Origin of the sequence: Candidatus Karelsulcia muelleri (assembly GCF_003214255.1) — a bacterium.
Taxonomy (GTDB): Bacteria; Bacteroidota; Bacteroidia; order Flavobacteriales; family Blattabacteriaceae; genus Karelsulcia; species Karelsulcia muelleri_B.
In genome coordinates, this window is record NZ_CP029011.1 from 130,899 (window position 1) to 148,481 (window position 17,583).

General features: G+C 24.7%; 15 protein-coding genes and 3 tRNA genes. 10 read left to right on the forward strand and 8 right to left on the reverse strand.

Annotated features, from left to right (window positions below; genetic code table 11):
* Positions 1-8 precede the first annotated feature (8 nt).
* The 4 genes from DDE61_RS00640 (at position 9) to DDE61_RS00655 (ending at position 2,845) form a co-directional block, all read left to right on the forward strand.
* On the forward strand, positions 9-947 hold the full coding sequence (locus DDE61_RS00640) for a Rossmann-fold NAD(P)-binding domain-containing protein (protein WP_110476771.1): 939 nt from the start codon (positions 9-11) through the stop codon (positions 945-947).
* Positions 944-1,720 carry an acetylglutamate kinase gene (gene argB / locus DDE61_RS00645; protein ID WP_110476772.1) on the forward strand — a complete coding sequence of 259 codons (777 nt, stop codon included), beginning with the start codon at positions 944-946 and terminating at the stop codon, positions 1,718-1,720. The genes DDE61_RS00640 and argB overlap by 4 nt, the downstream gene beginning before the upstream one ends.
* Positions 1,708-2,781 carry a M20 family metallo-hydrolase gene (locus DDE61_RS00650; protein ID WP_110476773.1) on the forward strand — a complete coding sequence of 358 codons (1,074 nt, stop codon included), beginning with the start codon at positions 1,708-1,710 and terminating at the stop codon, positions 2,779-2,781. The genes argB and DDE61_RS00650 overlap by 13 nt, the downstream gene beginning before the upstream one ends.
* Positions 2,772-2,845 (forward strand) — tRNA-Asp (locus DDE61_RS00655). Before DDE61_RS00650 ends, DDE61_RS00655 begins: the two co-directional genes overlap by 10 nt.
* 55 nt (positions 2,846-2,900) lie before the next feature.
* On the opposite strand, the gene DDE61_RS00660 is transcribed toward DDE61_RS00655, so the two are convergent.
* Positions 2,901-2,973: transfer RNA gene (locus DDE61_RS00660), tRNA-Lys, on the reverse strand.
* Positions 2,974-3,045: 72 nt separating this feature from the next.
* Here DDE61_RS00660 and DDE61_RS00665 point away from each other — a divergent pair.
* On the forward strand, positions 3,046-3,537 hold the full coding sequence (locus DDE61_RS00665; protein WP_239493662.1) for a shikimate kinase: 492 nt from the start codon (positions 3,046-3,048) through the stop codon (positions 3,535-3,537).
* Entirely contained in the window at positions 3,527-4,837 is a 1,311-nt protein-coding gene (gene tilS, locus DDE61_RS00670; RefSeq protein ID WP_110476775.1) for a tRNA lysidine(34) synthetase TilS, read from the forward strand. Before DDE61_RS00665 ends, tilS begins: the two co-directional genes overlap by 11 nt.
* Here the strand turns inward: tilS and trpA are convergent.
* The 7 genes from trpA to proS all read right to left on the reverse strand — a co-directional run bounded on the left by trpA (position 4,820) and on the right by proS (position 12,656).
* A complete protein-coding gene (gene trpA / locus DDE61_RS00675; protein ID WP_110476776.1) occupies positions 4,820-5,566 on the reverse strand; it encodes a tryptophan synthase subunit alpha in 747 nt (248 codons plus the stop codon). The genes tilS and trpA overlap by 18 nt on opposite strands.
* The gene (locus tag DDE61_RS00680; protein ID WP_110476777.1) at positions 5,563-7,356 is read right to left on the reverse strand and encodes a bifunctional phosphoribosylanthranilate isomerase/tryptophan synthase subunit beta; all 1,794 of its coding nucleotides are present in this window, start codon (positions 7,354-7,356) and stop codon (positions 5,563-5,565) included. The genes trpA and DDE61_RS00680 overlap by 4 nt, the downstream gene beginning before the upstream one ends.
* The gene (gene trpC / locus DDE61_RS00685) at positions 7,316-8,125 is read right to left on the reverse strand and encodes an indole-3-glycerol phosphate synthase TrpC (protein WP_110467268.1); all 810 of its coding nucleotides are present in this window, start codon (positions 8,123-8,125) and stop codon (positions 7,316-7,318) included. The genes DDE61_RS00680 and trpC overlap by 41 nt, the downstream gene beginning before the upstream one ends.
* 11 nt (positions 8,126-8,136) lie before the next feature.
* Positions 8,137-9,123, reverse strand: a complete 987-nt coding sequence (gene trpD, locus DDE61_RS00690; protein WP_110467392.1) for an anthranilate phosphoribosyltransferase — start codon at positions 9,121-9,123, stop codon at positions 8,137-8,139.
* On the reverse strand, positions 9,120-9,704 hold the full coding sequence (locus tag DDE61_RS00695) for an anthranilate synthase component II (RefSeq protein ID WP_110476778.1): 585 nt from the start codon (positions 9,702-9,704) through the stop codon (positions 9,120-9,122). The genes trpD and DDE61_RS00695 overlap by 4 nt, the downstream gene beginning before the upstream one ends.
* The gene (locus DDE61_RS00700; protein ID WP_110476779.1) at positions 9,701-11,116 is read right to left on the reverse strand and encodes an anthranilate synthase component I family protein; all 1,416 of its coding nucleotides are present in this window, start codon (positions 11,114-11,116) and stop codon (positions 9,701-9,703) included. Before DDE61_RS00700 ends, DDE61_RS00695 begins: the two co-directional genes overlap by 4 nt.
* 73 nt (positions 11,117-11,189) lie before the next feature.
* Positions 11,190-12,656: a proline--tRNA ligase gene (gene proS, locus DDE61_RS00705; protein ID WP_110476780.1), complete on the reverse strand. Its 1,467-nt coding sequence runs from the start codon at positions 12,654-12,656 to the stop codon at positions 11,190-11,192.
* 77 nt (positions 12,657-12,733) lie between these two features.
* Between proS and lon the strand changes: the two genes are divergently transcribed.
* From lon to aroC, 4 genes are all read left to right on the forward strand, one after another.
* A complete protein-coding gene (gene lon / locus DDE61_RS00710) occupies positions 12,734-15,142 on the forward strand; it encodes an endopeptidase La (protein WP_110476861.1) in 2,409 nt (802 codons plus the stop codon).
* A 19-nt stretch (positions 15,143-15,161) separates the two neighbouring features.
* A complete protein-coding gene (gene lysA / locus DDE61_RS00715; RefSeq protein WP_110476781.1) occupies positions 15,162-16,370 on the forward strand; it encodes a diaminopimelate decarboxylase in 1,209 nt (402 codons plus the stop codon).
* A gap of 11 nt (positions 16,371-16,381) precedes the next feature.
* A tRNA-Ser gene (locus DDE61_RS00720) sits at positions 16,382-16,467 on the forward strand.
* Between the two features lie 28 nt (positions 16,468-16,495).
* Complete coding sequence (gene aroC, locus DDE61_RS00725) at positions 16,496-17,581, forward strand: chorismate synthase (RefSeq protein ID WP_110476782.1); 1,086 nt, start codon at positions 16,496-16,498, stop codon at positions 17,579-17,581.
* Positions 17,582-17,583: the final 2 nt, after the last annotated feature.

The following is a 17,583-nucleotide window of genomic DNA, read 5'->3' on the forward strand; positions in this document are numbered from 1 at the left end:
AATATGATATGAAACAATTTATTAGTGTAAATGATGTAAAAAATGTTAAAACCCTTATATTGAAAGCTATAAAATTAAAAAAAAATCCTTTTTTTTACAAAAAAAATAAAACTATTGGATTAGTATTTTTTAACCCGAGTTTAAGAACACGTATAAGTAGTCAAAAAGCTGCTTTTAATTTAGGTTGTAAAACTTGGATTTTAAATATAAATTCCGATTCTTGGAAAATAGAGACATCTGATGGTTCAGTTATGAATTCTACCCAAGAACATCTTAAAGAAGCTATAGGTGTAATGAGTTTATATTGTGATCTTTTAGCAGTAAGAACCTTTCCAGGTCTTTTGGAGAAAGAATATGATTATAAAGAAATTTTACTAAAAAAAATAATAAAATATTCCAAAGTACCAGTAGTTAATCTTGAAAGTGCCACTTTACATCCTTTACAATCATTAGCCGATTTAATAACAATTGAAGAGTTTAAAACTAAAAAAACTATAAAAATAGTTTTAAGTTGGGCACCTCATATAAAAGCATTGCCTCAATCAGTTCCAAATTCTTTTATAGAATGGGTAAAAAAAATGAAAGATATAAAATTATATATTACTAATCCAGATGGATATAATTTAAATAGTGATTTGACTTTTGGAATAAAATTGATACCTAATCAAAAGGAAGCATTTAAAAATGCAGATTTTATCTATGCCAAAAATTGGAGTAGTTATGAGAACTATGGAAAAAGAATTTTTAAGGATTTATCTTGGACTATTACAAAAGAAAAAATGCAATTAACGAATCAAGCAAAATTTATGCACTGTTTACCAGTAAGAAGAAATTTAGTAGTAGAAGATTCTGTATTAGATGATAAAAACTCGATTTTTTTAAATCAAGCCGAAAATAGAATTTTTGCTACACAAATAGTGTTTTTAGAAATTTTAGAAAATATATGATTAATGTTGTTAAACTAGGGGGAGATATTATTTTTAATAAAAAATTATTAATTTCTTCTTTAAAGAATTTTTCTAAATTAGATGGATATAAAATTATAGTCCATGGAGGAGGCAAAATAGCAGATTTGGTTTCTAACAAAATGGGATATAATATTAAAATTATAAATGGAAGACGGATTACAGATAAAACAACATTAGAAATAGTAGTAATGACATATTCTGGTCTTATAAATAAAAAAATAGTTTCAAAATTACAAAGTCTAGGATTAAATCCTATAGGATTTTCTGGAGCGGATGGAAATTTAGTGAAATCATATAAAAGATCTATTAAAAAGATAGATTATGGGAATGTTGGTAATTTGACTATTAATAGTATTAATACGGATTTAATTAAATCTCTGTTTAGAATAGGAATCATTCCTGTTTTATCTCCTATTACTCATGATGGAAATGGAAATCTATTAAATACAAATGCAGATACTATTGCTTCTTATTTATCTATCTCTTTATCAAAAACTTATAAAGTAATTTTATCATATTGTTTTAATAAACTTGGTGTTTTAAAGAATTTAAAGGATGAGAACTCTTCTTATTATAAGATAGAAGAAACTTTCTTTCAAAAATTAAAAAATAAAAAGATTATAAATAAAGGTATGATTCCTAAATTAGAAAATGCTTTTTATGCATTAAAAAATGGAGTTTCCAAAGTAACAATATCTCATCCTAATTATTTAAATCATCCTACCAAAAAAACTATTCTATGTCTGGGATAAATTTACATAAATTAAAAAAAGAATGTATTCAGTTATTAAAAAAACTTATTAATACACCTTCTATATCAAAAGAAGAACAAAAAACTGCAGAAATCATAGAATTTTTTTTTATAAAATATAATTTATTTCCAAAAAGAAAATATAATAATATTTGGATTGAAAATAATAATTATGAGAATGATAAATATACAATATTATTAAATTCTCATCATGATACTATTCAACCATCTTATGGATGGAAGACCGATCCATTTCTAGCTAAAGAAGATGGAAATAAAATTATTGGATTAGGAAGTAATGATGCAGGAGGTTCTGTTGTTTCATTGATTGCAACTTTTATTTATATTAATAGTTTACCAAAATTTAAATATAAACTTATACTTCTTATAAGTGCTGAAGAAGAAATTAGGGCAACAAGAGGAGTAGAAAGCATATTATGTTATTTAGGAAAAATAAATTTAGGCATAATAGGAGAACCTACAAAAATGCAGCTGGCCATAGCTGAAAAAGGATTAATTGTTTTAGATTGTTTATCTATTGGACAAACTGGACATGCCGCCAGAGATGAAGGAATAAACGCTTTATATATTGCAATAAATGACATAAGATGGTTAAAAAATTATATTTTTGAAAACAAATCAGATATATTGGGCAATATAAAATTAACAGTAACAAAAATCCAATGTGGGATCCAAAGAAATGTTATACCAGATACTTGTTATTTTACTGTTGATATTAGAACTAATGAAATATATTCTCAGGAAGAAATTTTATATAGAATAAAAAAAAATATATATTCTAAGATATTATCAAGTTCATATAGACTTAAATCCTCTTCTATAGATCCTAATCATAAAATTGTAAATCTAGCTAAAAGGCTTAATATAAAAATATTTGGGTCCCCTACTTTATCTGATCAAAGTGTAATGAATTTTCCTACCGTAAAAATAGGAGTTGGGGATAGTTCTCGTTCTCATACTCCTAATGAGTATATTCTTTTATCAGAAATAGAATCTGGAATTGATTTATATCTAAAATTATTACTTAATTGGGTCTGGTAGTTCAGATGGTTAGAATACGTGCCTGTCACGCACGAGGTCACGGGTTCGAGTCCCGTCCAGACCGCTCGCTACTTATTTTATTTTATTTTATTTTATTTTATTTTATTTTATTTTATTTGTGACCTGGCTGGGGATCGAACCCAGGACCCTTACATTAAAAGTGTAATGCTCTACCAACTGAGCTACCAAGTCATTATATAGATAAATATACTATCATTTTTTTATGAAAACAAATAAATTTTGAAAATTATTCTAATAGGATATATGGGGTCTGGAAAGACAACTATAGGCAAAACATTAGCTTTTAATTTAAATCAGAAATTTTACGATTTAGATAATAAAATTATAGATTATACTAAAGAAAGTATTTCTGAGCTATTTGAACTATATGGTGAAAAAAAATTCAGAAAATTAGAATATAATATATTCTATAATTTTTTAAAAAAAAAAAAATCTTATATTTTATCAGTCGGAGGGGGTACTCCTTGTTATCAGAACAACATTTTGTTAATGAAAAAATATTCAAAAATTGTTTATTTAAAGGCTGAAATTAATACGTTATTTTACCGTCTTTTAAAAGAAAAAGAAAATAGACCTTTAATATCAAAATTATCTAATAATGATTTATATAATTTTATTGGTGATTCTTTGAATAAAAGATTGTGTTTTTATAAAAAAGCTGATTATACAATAGATATAGATAAAAAATCGATTTTAGATATCGTTAAAGAAATAATATCGTTTTATGTTTTATAAAAAAAAATTTTTAAATTGTTTAAAAAAACATTTTATTTTAAAAAATAAAAAAATTTATGTAGCAGTTAGTTCTGGATTAGATAGTATGGTGATGTTAGATCTTCTTTTTAAAAGTTGTAATAACCCAATTGGGGTGATACATTGTAATTTTAACCTAAGAGGAGATGATTCGGATAAAGATGAATTTTTTATACAAGAATTTTGTTTAAAAAATAATTTAAATTTTAAATCTAAAAATTTTAATACTCCTACCATTAAAAAAAAATTTTCAATACAAATGATTGCTAGAAAATTGAGATATGATTGGTTTAAATTTTTATTAAATAATTCATATTGTGATTATATCGCTTTAGGGCATCATTTAGATGATTCAATAGAAACTTTTTTTATTAATATTATTAGAGGAACTGGGATTAAAGGATTAATAGGAATAAATAATTTTAAAAAAAATATTATTAGACCTTTATTTTTGTTTTCTAAAAAAGAAATTAGATCATATGCAAAAGAAAATAATATTCACTGGCGTGAAGATATTAGTAATAATGATTTGAAATATTTAAGAAATAAAATTAGATTTTTTTTAAAACCAATTTTAAATTATAAATTTTATAATGGATTTAAAAAATCGATAAAATATTTATCTGATGAATATATTTGTTCATCCCATCATATGGATTATATTTATAATTATATTATAATTGAAAAAAAAAAATGTCCTTTTTTAGTTAAAATAGATTTAAAAAAATTAATAAGATTATATCCACTTTCAACCTATCTTTTTAAGATATTTTATAAATATGGATTTAAAAATCCAAAAAATTTAAAAAATATTTTAAATTCTAAATCAGGAAAAAAAATTTTTTCAAAAAAATTTTGTCTGATAAAAGACAGAACTACTTTTCTTTTAGTAGAAAAAAGTTTTTTTTTATTAAAAAAAATATATTATTTACATAATTTAAATACAATTAAAAATCCTTTTTTTATATCATTTTTAATTTCTGATAAAAAAAAAAAAAATTACTATACATATATAGATTATGAAAAATTAATTTTTCCATTAAAAATAAGAAATTGGGAAAAAGGGGATAAATTCAATCCAATTGGATTAAAAGGAATTAAAAAATTAAGTAAATATTTTAAAGATAAAAAAATGTCTCTTGTGGAAAAAAAAAATATTTGGGTTCTTCTTAATGGAGATAACAAAATTATTTGGATAATCTCTGATCGTTTAGATCAGCATTTTAAAGTCACAAATTTAACAAAAAAAGTTTTAAATATAAATTTACATAATTTTTTTTAAAAAATTTTCTATACTTTCTTCTAAAGAACTTTTTTTAAGAGCTTTTATAAAAGCACTTCCAATAATAGCACCTTCTGCATATTTATATGCTATATTTAATGATTTTTTATCACGGATTCCAAATCCAATAAGTTTCGGAACTTTGAGTTTCAGGTTTTTTATACTCTCTAAAAAAGATAAATTTATATTATTTTTTCTACCTGTAGTAGAATTAGATGAAACTATATATAAAAAATAATCAGAATTCCTACTTAACAGTAGAATCCGTTTTAATGATGTTTGAGGAGTTATTAAAAATATAAATGCAATATTATATATTTTAAATAATTTTCTATATTTCTCTATGTAAATTTTTGGAGGTAAGTCTGGTAAAATTAATCCCGATACCCCAGATTCTATACAATTTTCTAAAAATTTTTTTTCGCCATATTTTATAAATTGATTATAATATCCCATTAAAATTATAGGAATTTTTATTTTTATATTTTTTAGTTGGGAAAATAAAACCGATATATTCATACCTTGTTTTAAAGATGAGGTATTACTTTCTTGGATTATTTTTCCATCTGCTAATGGATCAGAATATGGAATTCCAATTTCTACTATATCTATATTTAGATTCTGTAATTTTTTTATTATAAGTGGCATACTCTCTAAATCGGGATATCCAGCAGTTATATATATATTTAATATATTTTTTTTCAAAAAAATTTTTTGAATTTTATTCATTTCTTTTGATTTTTAATATGTTTTATATATGTATCCATATCTTTATCACCTCTCCCAGAAAGATTTATTATTACCAAATCATTTTTTTTAAATGATATTTTTTTTAAACATGCTAAAGCATGAGCACTTTCTAGTGCTGGAATTATTCCCTCTAAAGAAGCAAGTTCAATTCCAGCTTCAATAGCCTCCAAATCGGTAATACTTATAAAAGTCGCACGTTTTTTATAAAATAAATTCGCATGCATGGGTCCAATTCCAGGATAATCTAATCCAGCAGATATAGAATAAGGTTCTAATATTTGACCATATTTATCCTGCATAAGAATAGTAAGACTACCATGTAATACCCCTAAAGAGCCTTTTTTAATTGTTGCTGCTGTTTTATTAGTATTTACTCCTAATCCTGAAGCTTCTACACCTATTAGATTAACAGATTCATAATCTAAAAAATGATAAAATATCCCTGCAGCATTACTCCCCCCTCCTAAACATGCAATTATATAATTAGGTAGTTTCTCGGATTCTTTTAATTGTTCTTTTATTTCTTCACTAATAATTGATTGAAAATAAGATACCATTCTAGGATATGGATCTGGTCCAACTGCTGATCCTATCATATAATAACATTCTGGATTATTTATCCAATATCTAATAGCTTCATTTACTGAATCTTTTAAGGTTTTGCTTCCACTATTAACAGTTATTATGTTAGCACCTAACATTTTCATCCTATATACATTTTGTATTTGTCGTTTTATATCTACTTTTCCCATAAAAATAGTACATTTTAATCCTAATAAAGAACAAATAGTGGCCGTAGCTACACCATGTTGACCTGCACCAGTTTCTGAAATAATATTTTTTTTCCCCATTTCTTTAGCTAATAACGCTTGACCTATTGTATTATTTATTTTATGAGATCCAGTATGATTTAAATCTTCTCTTTTTAAATAGATTTTAGCTCCATATAGCTTAGATAAATTTTTACAAAAAAACAAAGGAGACGGTCTGCCAACATAATTATGTAATAATAATTTTATTTTTTTTTTAAAAAATTTATTTTTTATAATTTTATTATATTCATTTTTTAAATTGTTAATATTATTATATAGCATTTCAGGAATATATGCACCTCCAAAAAAACCATATAAACCATTATTATCTGATAAATATTTTTCTTTTATTCTAGAAAGAAATTTTTTTAACAAAAAAATATTTTTTAATCCAGGTTTTATTTCAAAACAACTATTTAAATCTATTCCTAAAAGGAAGGGAATTTTTAAATTATTGATTTGATCAAAATCATTTGAATTTATACCTCCACTTAAAAAAAAAGGAACTTTTAAGTTATAATCATATATTTTTTCCCAAGAAAATTTTTTTCCACTTCCTCCATATAAAGTTGATTTAAAATCAAATAAAAAATAGTTTACATAATTTCTATATTTAGATATTTCTTCAAAAGAAAAATCATTATCTATTCCAAAAGATTTAATAATTTTTATTCCATATTTAGATATATTACTACAATAGTCAGGACTTTCTGTACCATGTAATTGGACAAAATCTAAATTATTTTTTAAACTTATTTTTAATAAATTATCTTCTTTTTCATTTACAAATACACCTACTTTTGAAATACCAATTGTATTAGGAGCTAAAAAATTAGATCCTACAAATCTAGGAGATTTGTCATAAAAAATAAATCCTAGAAAATCAGGATATAAATCAATTATATCGGATATATTATTATTGTATTTTAATCCACAGATTTTTAATTTTTTTAACATTTTTTATAAATTGTTTACAACTATCACCTGGATTAAAGGATGACAAAAATTTTTCTCCTATTAAAAACCCATTAAATCCTAATTTTTTTAAAAAAAATATATTATTTATATTAGAAATTCCACTTTCAGAGATAATAGGAAAATTTTTAGGAATTAATGAATAAAATTTATTAGAATTATGGATATCTACATTTAAAGTAGATAAATCTCTATTATTTATTCCTAAAATATCTATTTCATCAGAAATTTTTGATATATCTGTTTTAGAATGTAATTCTAATATTACTTCTAATCCTAAACTTTTAGCTAAAGTAGCTAACAATTTAATTTGTTTTTTTTTTAAAATTTTAGCAATTAATAATATTGCATCTGCGCCTAAAGCTTTTGAATGAATAATTTGATATTCATCAATTATAAAATCCTTTCTTAATAAAGGAAGTGAAATATACTTTCTTAGTTTTGATAAATCTTTACTACTTCCTAAAAAAAAATTTTTATCAGTAAGGATAGAAATTCCAATAGATCCTGCTTCTTTATATTCTTTACAAAGATTTTCTAATCTAATATTTTCATTATGAAAATTTTTAGATGGAGATTTTCTTTTAAATTCTGAAATAATCCCAATATGATCATTTTTTATTTTTCTTTTTAAAGAAAGACATTTTCTTTGAAAAAAGAATTTTTTTTCAAGTCTTTTTATACTATATTTTTTAATATCTCTTTTTATTTCTTTTTTTTTTATTTCTATTATCTTTTGAAGAAAATTCATAACTTTTTAAATTATATGTCTAAAAATCTTTTTAAGATTTTTTTTACTTTTCCACTTTTTAAAGCTTCTTGGGCTTTAGAATAATTAGTCTGAATACTACAATCATTTAATAAGCTAAGTGCAAAAGCAGCATTAATTGAAACAACTGTGTTTTGAAATACAGTTCCATTTCCAGAGATTATATCTAAAAAAATTCGGGTATTTTCTATATTATTTTTTCCTCCTTTTAATTTTAAAGGATTAATTTTTTTTATTAAAAAATATTCTGGAGAAAAAATATGTTCTCCTTGTTTATCATAACATATGAAATCAGATGTTAAAGAAATTTCATCATATCCATCCAAACTATGGACTATTGAATAATTTTTATCAGTTTCTTGATAAAAATAATAGTATAGTCTTGCTAATTCGAGATCACTTACACCAAGTAACTGATTCTTTGGATTACTAGGATTTAATAATGGGCCTAAAATATTAAAAATTGTTTTTATACCAAGAATTTTTCTAACCTCTCTCACTTTTTTTAGTGTTGGATTAAAAATATGAGTATGTAAATAACAAATTCCAACTTTTTCTAGTTGTTTTTTTAATTTTTCTTCTTTAGAAGTGAACTTAGATTGTAAAATTTCAAAAATATTAGAAGATCCTGTTACAGATGAGGAACTATAACTCCCATGTTTAATTACTTTTTCGCCTAAACTGGCTACTATAAAACATGATAAAGTAGAAATATTGAAAGAATTTTTATTATCTCCACCAGTTCCTACTATATTAATAGCATTAAATTCTTTTAAATCTATATTAATAGATAATTCTATTAAAGCTTGACTAAACCCTTTTATTTCTTCTAATGTAGGATATCTCATATTATAAATGGCAGATAAAGCAGCTATTTGCTTAGAATTAAATTTCTCTTGAGAAAAAGATAAAAAAAAATTTTTAGCCTCTTTTTGAGAAAGAGGTTTCTGCTCAAATAAATAATTCAATATCTCTTTCATCTTTTTAATTTTAATTTTAATTTTAACCAATTTTCTATTATTTTAAACCCATATGGAGTTAAAATTGATTCAGGATGAAATTGGACCCCACTTACATCATATTTTTTATGACGTATTGCCATAATTTCTTTTTCTGGCCCTAAAGCCGTTATTTTTAAATTTAATGGAAAATTTTCTTGTGAAATTACCCAAGAATGATACCGTCCAACTTTTATTTTTTTAGGTAGATTTTGAAATAAAATTTCTTTATTATCTATAATTTCTATTAAACTAGACATTCCATGATATATATTTTTATAATTTATTAATTTACCCCCAAAAACTTCAGCTATGGCTTGTTGACCTAAACAAACCCCTAAAATACTTTTGCTTTTAGCGTACTTTTTTATAAGTGGTTTAAGAATATTAGCTTCATCTGGAACTCCTGGACCAGGAGATAAAATAATTTTATTAAAATTTTCAATTTTATTGAAATCTATTTTATTATTTCTGTAAACTGCTACTTTAGCCGAAGTTATTTGTTTTACAATATGTACAAGATTATATGTAAAAGAATCATAATTATCTAATACTAATATCATTTAAAAATATTTTGTGCTAATTCTATAGCTTGGTTTAAAGCTAGAAGTTTGTTATTAACTTCTTCTAATTCTTTTTCTGCTTTAGAGCCAGAAACTATTCCTGCCCCAGCTTGAAAAAAAAGAATATTATTTTTACTTAAAAAAGATCTTATAATTATAGCGGTATTTATATTCCCATATAATCCAAAAAATCCTATTGCTCCACCATATATTCCCCTATTTTTATTTTCAATATTATCTATTAATTTCATAGCTTTATATTTTGGAGCTCCGGAAAGGGTTCCCGCAGGAAAAGTATCCCCAAAAACTTTTATTAAAGAAATTTTTTCATTTAAAATACAAGAAACTTTGGAAACCATATGCAAAACATGAGAAAAATATTGAACTTCTTTATAATTTTCAACAATAACATTTATAGAATTTTTACTTAAATCATTTCTTGCTAAATCTACTAACATTATATGTTCAGCATTTTCTTTAGGATCTTTTCTCAATTTTTGAGCTAATTTTTTATCTTTTTCATCATTTCCTGATCTTTTAATTGTTCCAGCTATGGGATTTATATACGCTTTATTATTTTGAACTAGAATTTGAGATTCTGGGGAGGATCCGAAAAGTTTATAATTTCCATAATCAAAATAAAATAAATAAGGAGATGGATTTATAGATCTTAAAGCTCTATAAACATTAAATTCATCACCTTTAAATTGTTGTTTAAATTGCCTAGAAATTACAATTTGAAAAACATCTCCTCTGCTACAAGCTTCTTTTCCAGAAGAAACCATTTGTTTAAATTCATTATCTGTTATATTAGAACATTTTTTTCCTTTAGTTTTAAAAGAAAAAAAAGAATAATTTTGATTAAATACTAAATCAATAATGAAATCCATTGATTTGTCTTCTTTTTCAGAGTAAGAGAATTTATGTTCTACTATATACAATTCATTATAAAAATGTTTAAAAATAATTAAATTTGCATAAAATCCAAACCTTATCTGGGGAACAGAATATGATTTATCTATAAATGAATTTAATTTTATATTTTCAAAATATTGAACACTATCATAAGATGTATACCCATACAATCCAGAATAAGGACTCCAATTATTTGTGCTATAAAATTTTTTGATAAATTTATCAAAATAATACTGGAGAGTTGAATAACTATCAATATAAAAATTCTCTTTTTTATTATCTGGATACAAAATTTTTATTTTGTTGTTATTAATTATAATTTCAGATTTTAAATTAAAACAAATTATAGAAGAATGATTTTTAGTAGTTTGATAATCAGAAGATTCTAATAATAGAATGTTAGAAAATTTATTTCTTAATTTTAAATAGAGCTCTACAGGAGTCGAAATATCGGCTAAAAATTTTTTTTTAATAGTTTTAAAACTAAATTTAGACATTAAATTGATTAGACATTAAATGCAGAACCATCTGAAATAATTAAAGATTAAATAATCTTATTTTAAGAAGTTGTTAATAAGATTTAGCAAAAAGAACTCGTTGTTTAGATTTTTTTTTTGAAAAAATACATTTCCCCAACTTTGAGGTTAAATTTATTGGAATGCAACGTATTGTAGCATTGGTTTCAAATTTTATTTTTTTTTCGGTTTCAGACGTTCCATCCCAATGAGAAAATATAAATCCACTATTGGTTTTAATTTTTTTTTTAAATTCTTCATAAGAATCTACTTTTAGTAAAAACTTTTCCTTTCTTTTAAGAGCTTTTTTAAAAATGTTATCTTGAATTTTATACAATAGTTTTGGAATGAAAGTTTCTAATTTTTTAATAGATATATTTTTTTTTTCAAGTGTATCTCTTCTTACTACTTCAACAGTTCCTCTATCTAGATCTTTTTTTCCTATAGTTATCCTTATAGGAATTCCTTGAATTTCATATTCATTAAATTTCCATCCTGGAGTATAATAAGTTCTTTTATCATATTTTATATTTATACCTTTTTTTTCAATAGATGCTTTGAATGGAAAAACAATTTTTTCTATTAAATGAAGTTGTTCTTGAGTTTTATAAACTGGAATAATTACTATTTGGATTGGAGCAATTTTAGGTGGTAAGATAAGCCCTTTATCATCTGAATGTGTCATAATCATAGCGCCAATTAATCTTGTTGAAATTCCCCAAGATGTAGCCCACACATATTTTTTTTTTCCTTTTTTGGTGGTATATTTAACATCAAACGCTTTTGAAAAATTTTTCCCTAAAAAATGAGAGGTAGCTATTTGGATAGATTTACCATCTTGCATAATAGATTCTATACAGAAGGTTTTTTCTGCTCCAGCAAATTTTTCACTAGATGTTTTTCTCCCCTGGATTACAGGAATAGAAAAAAAATTTTCTACAAAATTTGTGTATATATTTAACATTTTTTTAGTATGATTTATAGCTTCTTTTTTTGTCGAATGAGCAGTATGTCCTTCTTGCCATAAAAATTCAGAGGTTCTTAAAAAAAACCTTGTACGCATTTCCCAACGGATTATATTAGCCCATTGATTAAAAAGTATTGGAAGATCTCTATAAGAGTTTATCCAACGTTTATAAGAATTCCAAATTATTGTTTCAGAAGTAGGTCTAACAATAAGTTCTTCATCAAGATGAGAAGATTGATCTACTATTAAATTTTTATTATTAAGATTTTTTAATCTATAATGAGTGATTACTGCGCATTCTTTGGCAAATCCTTTAATATGATTAAATTCTTTTGAAAGAAAGGATTTTGGAATAAGTAAAGGAAAATAGACATTTTCATGTCCTGTAGATTTTAAAATTCTATCTAAGATAGACTGAATTTTTTCCCATATAGCAAATCCATATGGTTTTAGAATCATACATCCCCGGACATCTGATTTTTCTGCAATATTTGCTTTTAAAATAATTTCATTATACCATTTAGAATAATTTTCATTACGTTTCGTTAGTTTCATTTATTATTTGTTTTTAAAAAAGACATATTTTAAATAAATATTATATATAATTTTGTAATATGTTTAATTTTTTTAAAATGTTATTACAAAATCGATTTGTTGATTATGAATCAATTTTTGAATCAGACTTGTTTCCTTTAATTTGCAAAGGAAATATTGAAGAAAAAATATTAAATTCTAAAGTGAAGGTTACAGAAACTCTAGAAATACTTTCTGTAAGAAATGTTGTGTTATTTCCAGGTGTAGTAATACCTATAACAGCTGGCAGAAAAAAATCCATTAAATTATTAAAAGATGCATATTCGGCTGATAACCCAATTGGGGTATTAACTCAAAAAGATTTGAATATTGAAAATCCTCAAGAAAAAGACCTATACTACATAGGTACAGTAGCTAAAATATTAAAATTATTAAAAATGCCGGATGGCACTACTACCGTTATTTTACAAGGACAAAGTAGATTTAAAGTTACTAAAATGATCCAAATTGAGCCTTATTTTAAAGCGGAAATAATCTATTTAAAAGATGAAAAACCAGACAAAGAAGATAAAGAATATTTAGCTTTAATAGATTCTATTAAAGAAATATCAATAAAACTTGTACATGAGAATCATAATCTTCCTTCAGAATCTAGTTTTGCTATTAGCAATATAGAAAGTCAATCATTTCTTATAAATTTTGTTGCTTCTAATCTTAATTTAGAAATTAAAGAAAAGCAAATTATTTTAGAATATGATTTTGTGAAACAAAGAGCAATAGAAACTTTTCGTTTTTTAACTTTAGAACATCAACAAATGATATTAAAAAATGAAATTAAATCTCGTGTTAAAAAGGAAATGGATCAACAACAAAAAGAATATTTTTTAAATCAACAAATAAAAGCTATTAAAGAAGAATTAGGATATTTGTCATATGAAAAAGAAATAGAGGAAATGAAAGTTAAATCCTATCAAAAAAATTGGTCTAAAGAAACTCAAAAACAATTTGAAAAAGAATTAAGGAAATTTCAACGCACTAATCCACAGATGCCAGAATATACCGTATTACGGAATTATTTAGAATTCATGTTAGATTTACCTTGGCAAACATATTCTAAAGATAGTTTTGATTTAAAACGTGCACATCAAATTCTTGATAAGGATCATTTTGGACTTGAGAAAGTTAAAGAAAGAATAATAGAATATTTATCTGTTATAAAACTGAAAGGAGATCTTAGGTCACCTATTCTTTGTTTTTATGGCCCACCAGGGGTAGGAAAAACTTCTTTAGGCAAATCAATTGCTTCGGCATTAAATAGAAAATATGTACGTATATCTTTAGGTGGATTAAATGATGAAGCTGAAATTAGGGGACATAGAAAAACCTATATAGGTGCTATGCCAGGAAGGATATTACAATCCATAAAAAAAGCCGGAACATCTAATCCAGTTTTTGTATTAGATGAAATAGATAAACTGGGAATGGGGAATCAAGGAAATCCTGCTTCTGCAATGTTAGAAGTTTTAGATCCCGAACAAAATAAAGAATTTTATGATAATTTTCTGGAAATGGGATATGATTTATCTAAAGTGATTTTTATTGCTACAGCAAATTCCCTTTATCCCATACATATGGCACTTTTAGATAGAATGGAAGTCATAGATATGACTGGATATACTGTGGAAGAAAAAATAGAAATTTCTAAAAAACATTTAATTCCAAAACAATTAAAAGAAAATGGCTTAACAAGCAAGGATCTTATTTTAGGGGTTAAACAAATTGAAAAAATTATTGAAAATTATACTAGGGAATCAGGGGTAAGATCTCTTGAAAAGAAAATTTCAAAAATTGTAAGATATGCTGCTAAAAATCTTGCGATGAAAAAAAAATATTTAAAACGTATAAATTTAGCAAAAATAGAAGAAGTATTAGGACCTCCTCAGGAGCCTGAAAAATATGAAGTTTATAAAATTCCCGGAATAGTAACAGGATTAGCTTGGACTATGGGAGGAGGAGAGATTATTTATATAGAATCAACGTTATTGAAAGGAAAAGGAAATTTTAGTATAACGGGAAATGTAGGAAATGTTATGAAAGAATCTGCTACTATAGCTTTAAAATATATAAAAGCTCATCATCAGGAATTTGGAATAAATGAAAAAATGTTTGAAATGTATAACCTACATATTCATGTACCAGAAGGGGCTGTACCTAAAGATGGCCCATCTGCTGGAATTACTATATTAACTTCTATAATATCTAGTTTTTTTAAAAAAGCAATACGTCCGTATTTAGCTATGACTGGGGAAATAACCCTTAGAGGTAAGATTCTTCCTGTTGGGGGAATTAAAGAAAAAATATTAGCAGCAAAAAGAGCTAATATAAAAGAAATAATTCTTTCAAAAGACAATCAAAAAGATGTTTTTGCGATACCAAAACCTTATATAAAAGGTATAAAATTTCATTTTATTAGGAAAATTATTGAAGTGATAAACTACTCTTTTTAGAGAGAGAGAAAAAAGAAATATGAAAATAAATTTTCATAAACTTACAAAAAAATATGGCACTCCACTTTATGTATATAATGCCAATAAAATTGAAGATCAATATAAATTGATGAAAAAATCTTTTTCTTCTATAAAGAATTTTAAAATAAATTATGCTTGTAAAGCAAATACAAATATAAGTATATTAAAATTTTTAAAAAAATTAGGTAGTGGATTAGATACAGTATCTATACAAGAAGTGGAAATAGGATTTAAAGCTGGATTTAAACCAAAAGAAATTATATATACTCCTAATGGAGTTTCTTTAGAAGAAATAAAAAAAGCAATAAAAGCTGGAGTTCTAATTAACTTAGATAATTTATCTCTTTTAGAACAAATAGGGAATGAGAAGACTAATTATCCTATAGGGATTAGAATAACCCCTCATATTATGGGGGGGGGAAATAAAAAAATTTCTGTAGGTCATATAGATTCAAAATTTGGAATATCATATTATCAATTACCTCATATTAAAAAAATAATTAAAAATACTGGCCTTCAAATTGAAGGCATACATATGCATACAGGGTCTGATATTATAGATATGGGAGTGTTTTTCCAAATAGCTGAGAGATTATTAAACGTAGCTAATCTTTTCAAGACACTTAAATATATAGATTTTGGCAGTGGATTTAAAGTACCATATAAACAATCTGATTCCAAAACAGATTTAGATCTGTTAGCTTTTTTTTTAAAAAAAAAACTTTCAATTTTTTTTGAAAAAAATTCTTATAAGAAGATAAAATTGTTTTTTGAACCTGGAAAATTTTTAATGAGTGAATCAGGTTTTTTTTTAGTAAAGGTTAATGTTATTAAACAGACTACTTCTACTGTTTTTGCTTGTGTTGATTCTGGATTTAATCATTTTATACGGCCAATGTTTTATGATTCATATCATCAGATAGATAATATTTCAAATCCATTAGGAAAATTACGTTTTTATACTGTAGTAGGATATATCTGTGAATCGGATACATTTTGTGTTAATAGACCAATAAATGAAATAAGAGAAGGAGATATATTATGTTTTAGAAATGCAGGAGCTTATTGTTTTTCTATGTCATCTCACTATAATTCTCGTTATAAGCCTGCTGAAGTTCTTCTTTATAAGAAAAAAGATTTTCTTATAAGAAAAAGAGAAAATATGCAAGATTTACTTAATAATATGTTTGAAATAGAATTTAATTAATTAGCTATCTAGGATAGATGGCAGAGTGGTCTATTGCGGCGGTCTTGAAAACCGTTGAGTGTAAAAAACTCCGGGGGTTCGAATCCCTCTCTTTCCGCATAATAATCTTGGGGGTTGAATATGTAATGGCAGGAAATATTTTTGGAAAATTATTTAGAATTACTACTTTTGGAGAAAGTCATGGATATGCATTAGGAGGTATAATAGATGGATGTCCCTCAGGATTAAAATTAAATTTTGAAGAAATTAATAATGAATTAAATCGTAGAAAACCTGGTCAATCTTCAATTGTAACTCCAAGAAAAGAATTAGATGAAGTACTTTTTTTATCAGGTATATTTGATGGGTTTACTACAGGGACTCCTATTGGATTCATTATTAAAAATAAAGATCATAATTCAAAAGATTATTTTAATATAAAAGATATCTATCGCCCATCTCATTCTGATTTTACATATTATAAAAAATATGGAATAAGAGATTATAGAGGGGGGGGAAGATCTTCTGCACGTGAAACTGTATCTCGTGTAGTTGGTGGTGCAATTGCTAAACAATTCTTAAAAAAAAAGAATATTTTTATAAAAGCATATGTTTCCTCTATAGGAAAATTAACTTTAAATGAAAATTATAATAACCTTGATTTTTCGAAAATAGAAAAATCACCTGTCCGTTGTCCTGATTTAAAATTAGCAGAACAAATGATAGAATCTATTAATAAAATAAGAAAAAAAGGAGACACACTAGGTGGAGTAATTACTTGTATTATAAATAATGTTCCTATTGGAATTGGAGAACCAGTTTTTAATAAACTTAATGCTGAATTAGGTAAAGCTATGTTGTCTATAAATGCTGTAAAAGGATTTGAATATGGGAGCGGTTTTAATGGAACTAAAATGAAAGGATCTAATCAGAATGATCTATTTACTGAGAATGGGAGTACTAAAACAAATTTTTCTGGAGGAATTCAAGGAGGCATTTCTAATGGAATGGATATTTATTTCAAGGTAGGTTTTAAACCAGTAGCTACTATTAGTAAAAAACTAAAAAGTTTAGATATTAATTTTAAAAGAAAAAACATTTTTGTAAAAGGTCGTCATGATCCTTGTGTTTTACCTAGAGCAGTTCCTATTGTAGAGGCAATGTCTGCATTAGTTGTATATGATTATATTCTTCTTAAGAAAGTATCTAAGATAAGAAAGAAAAGAAAATAATT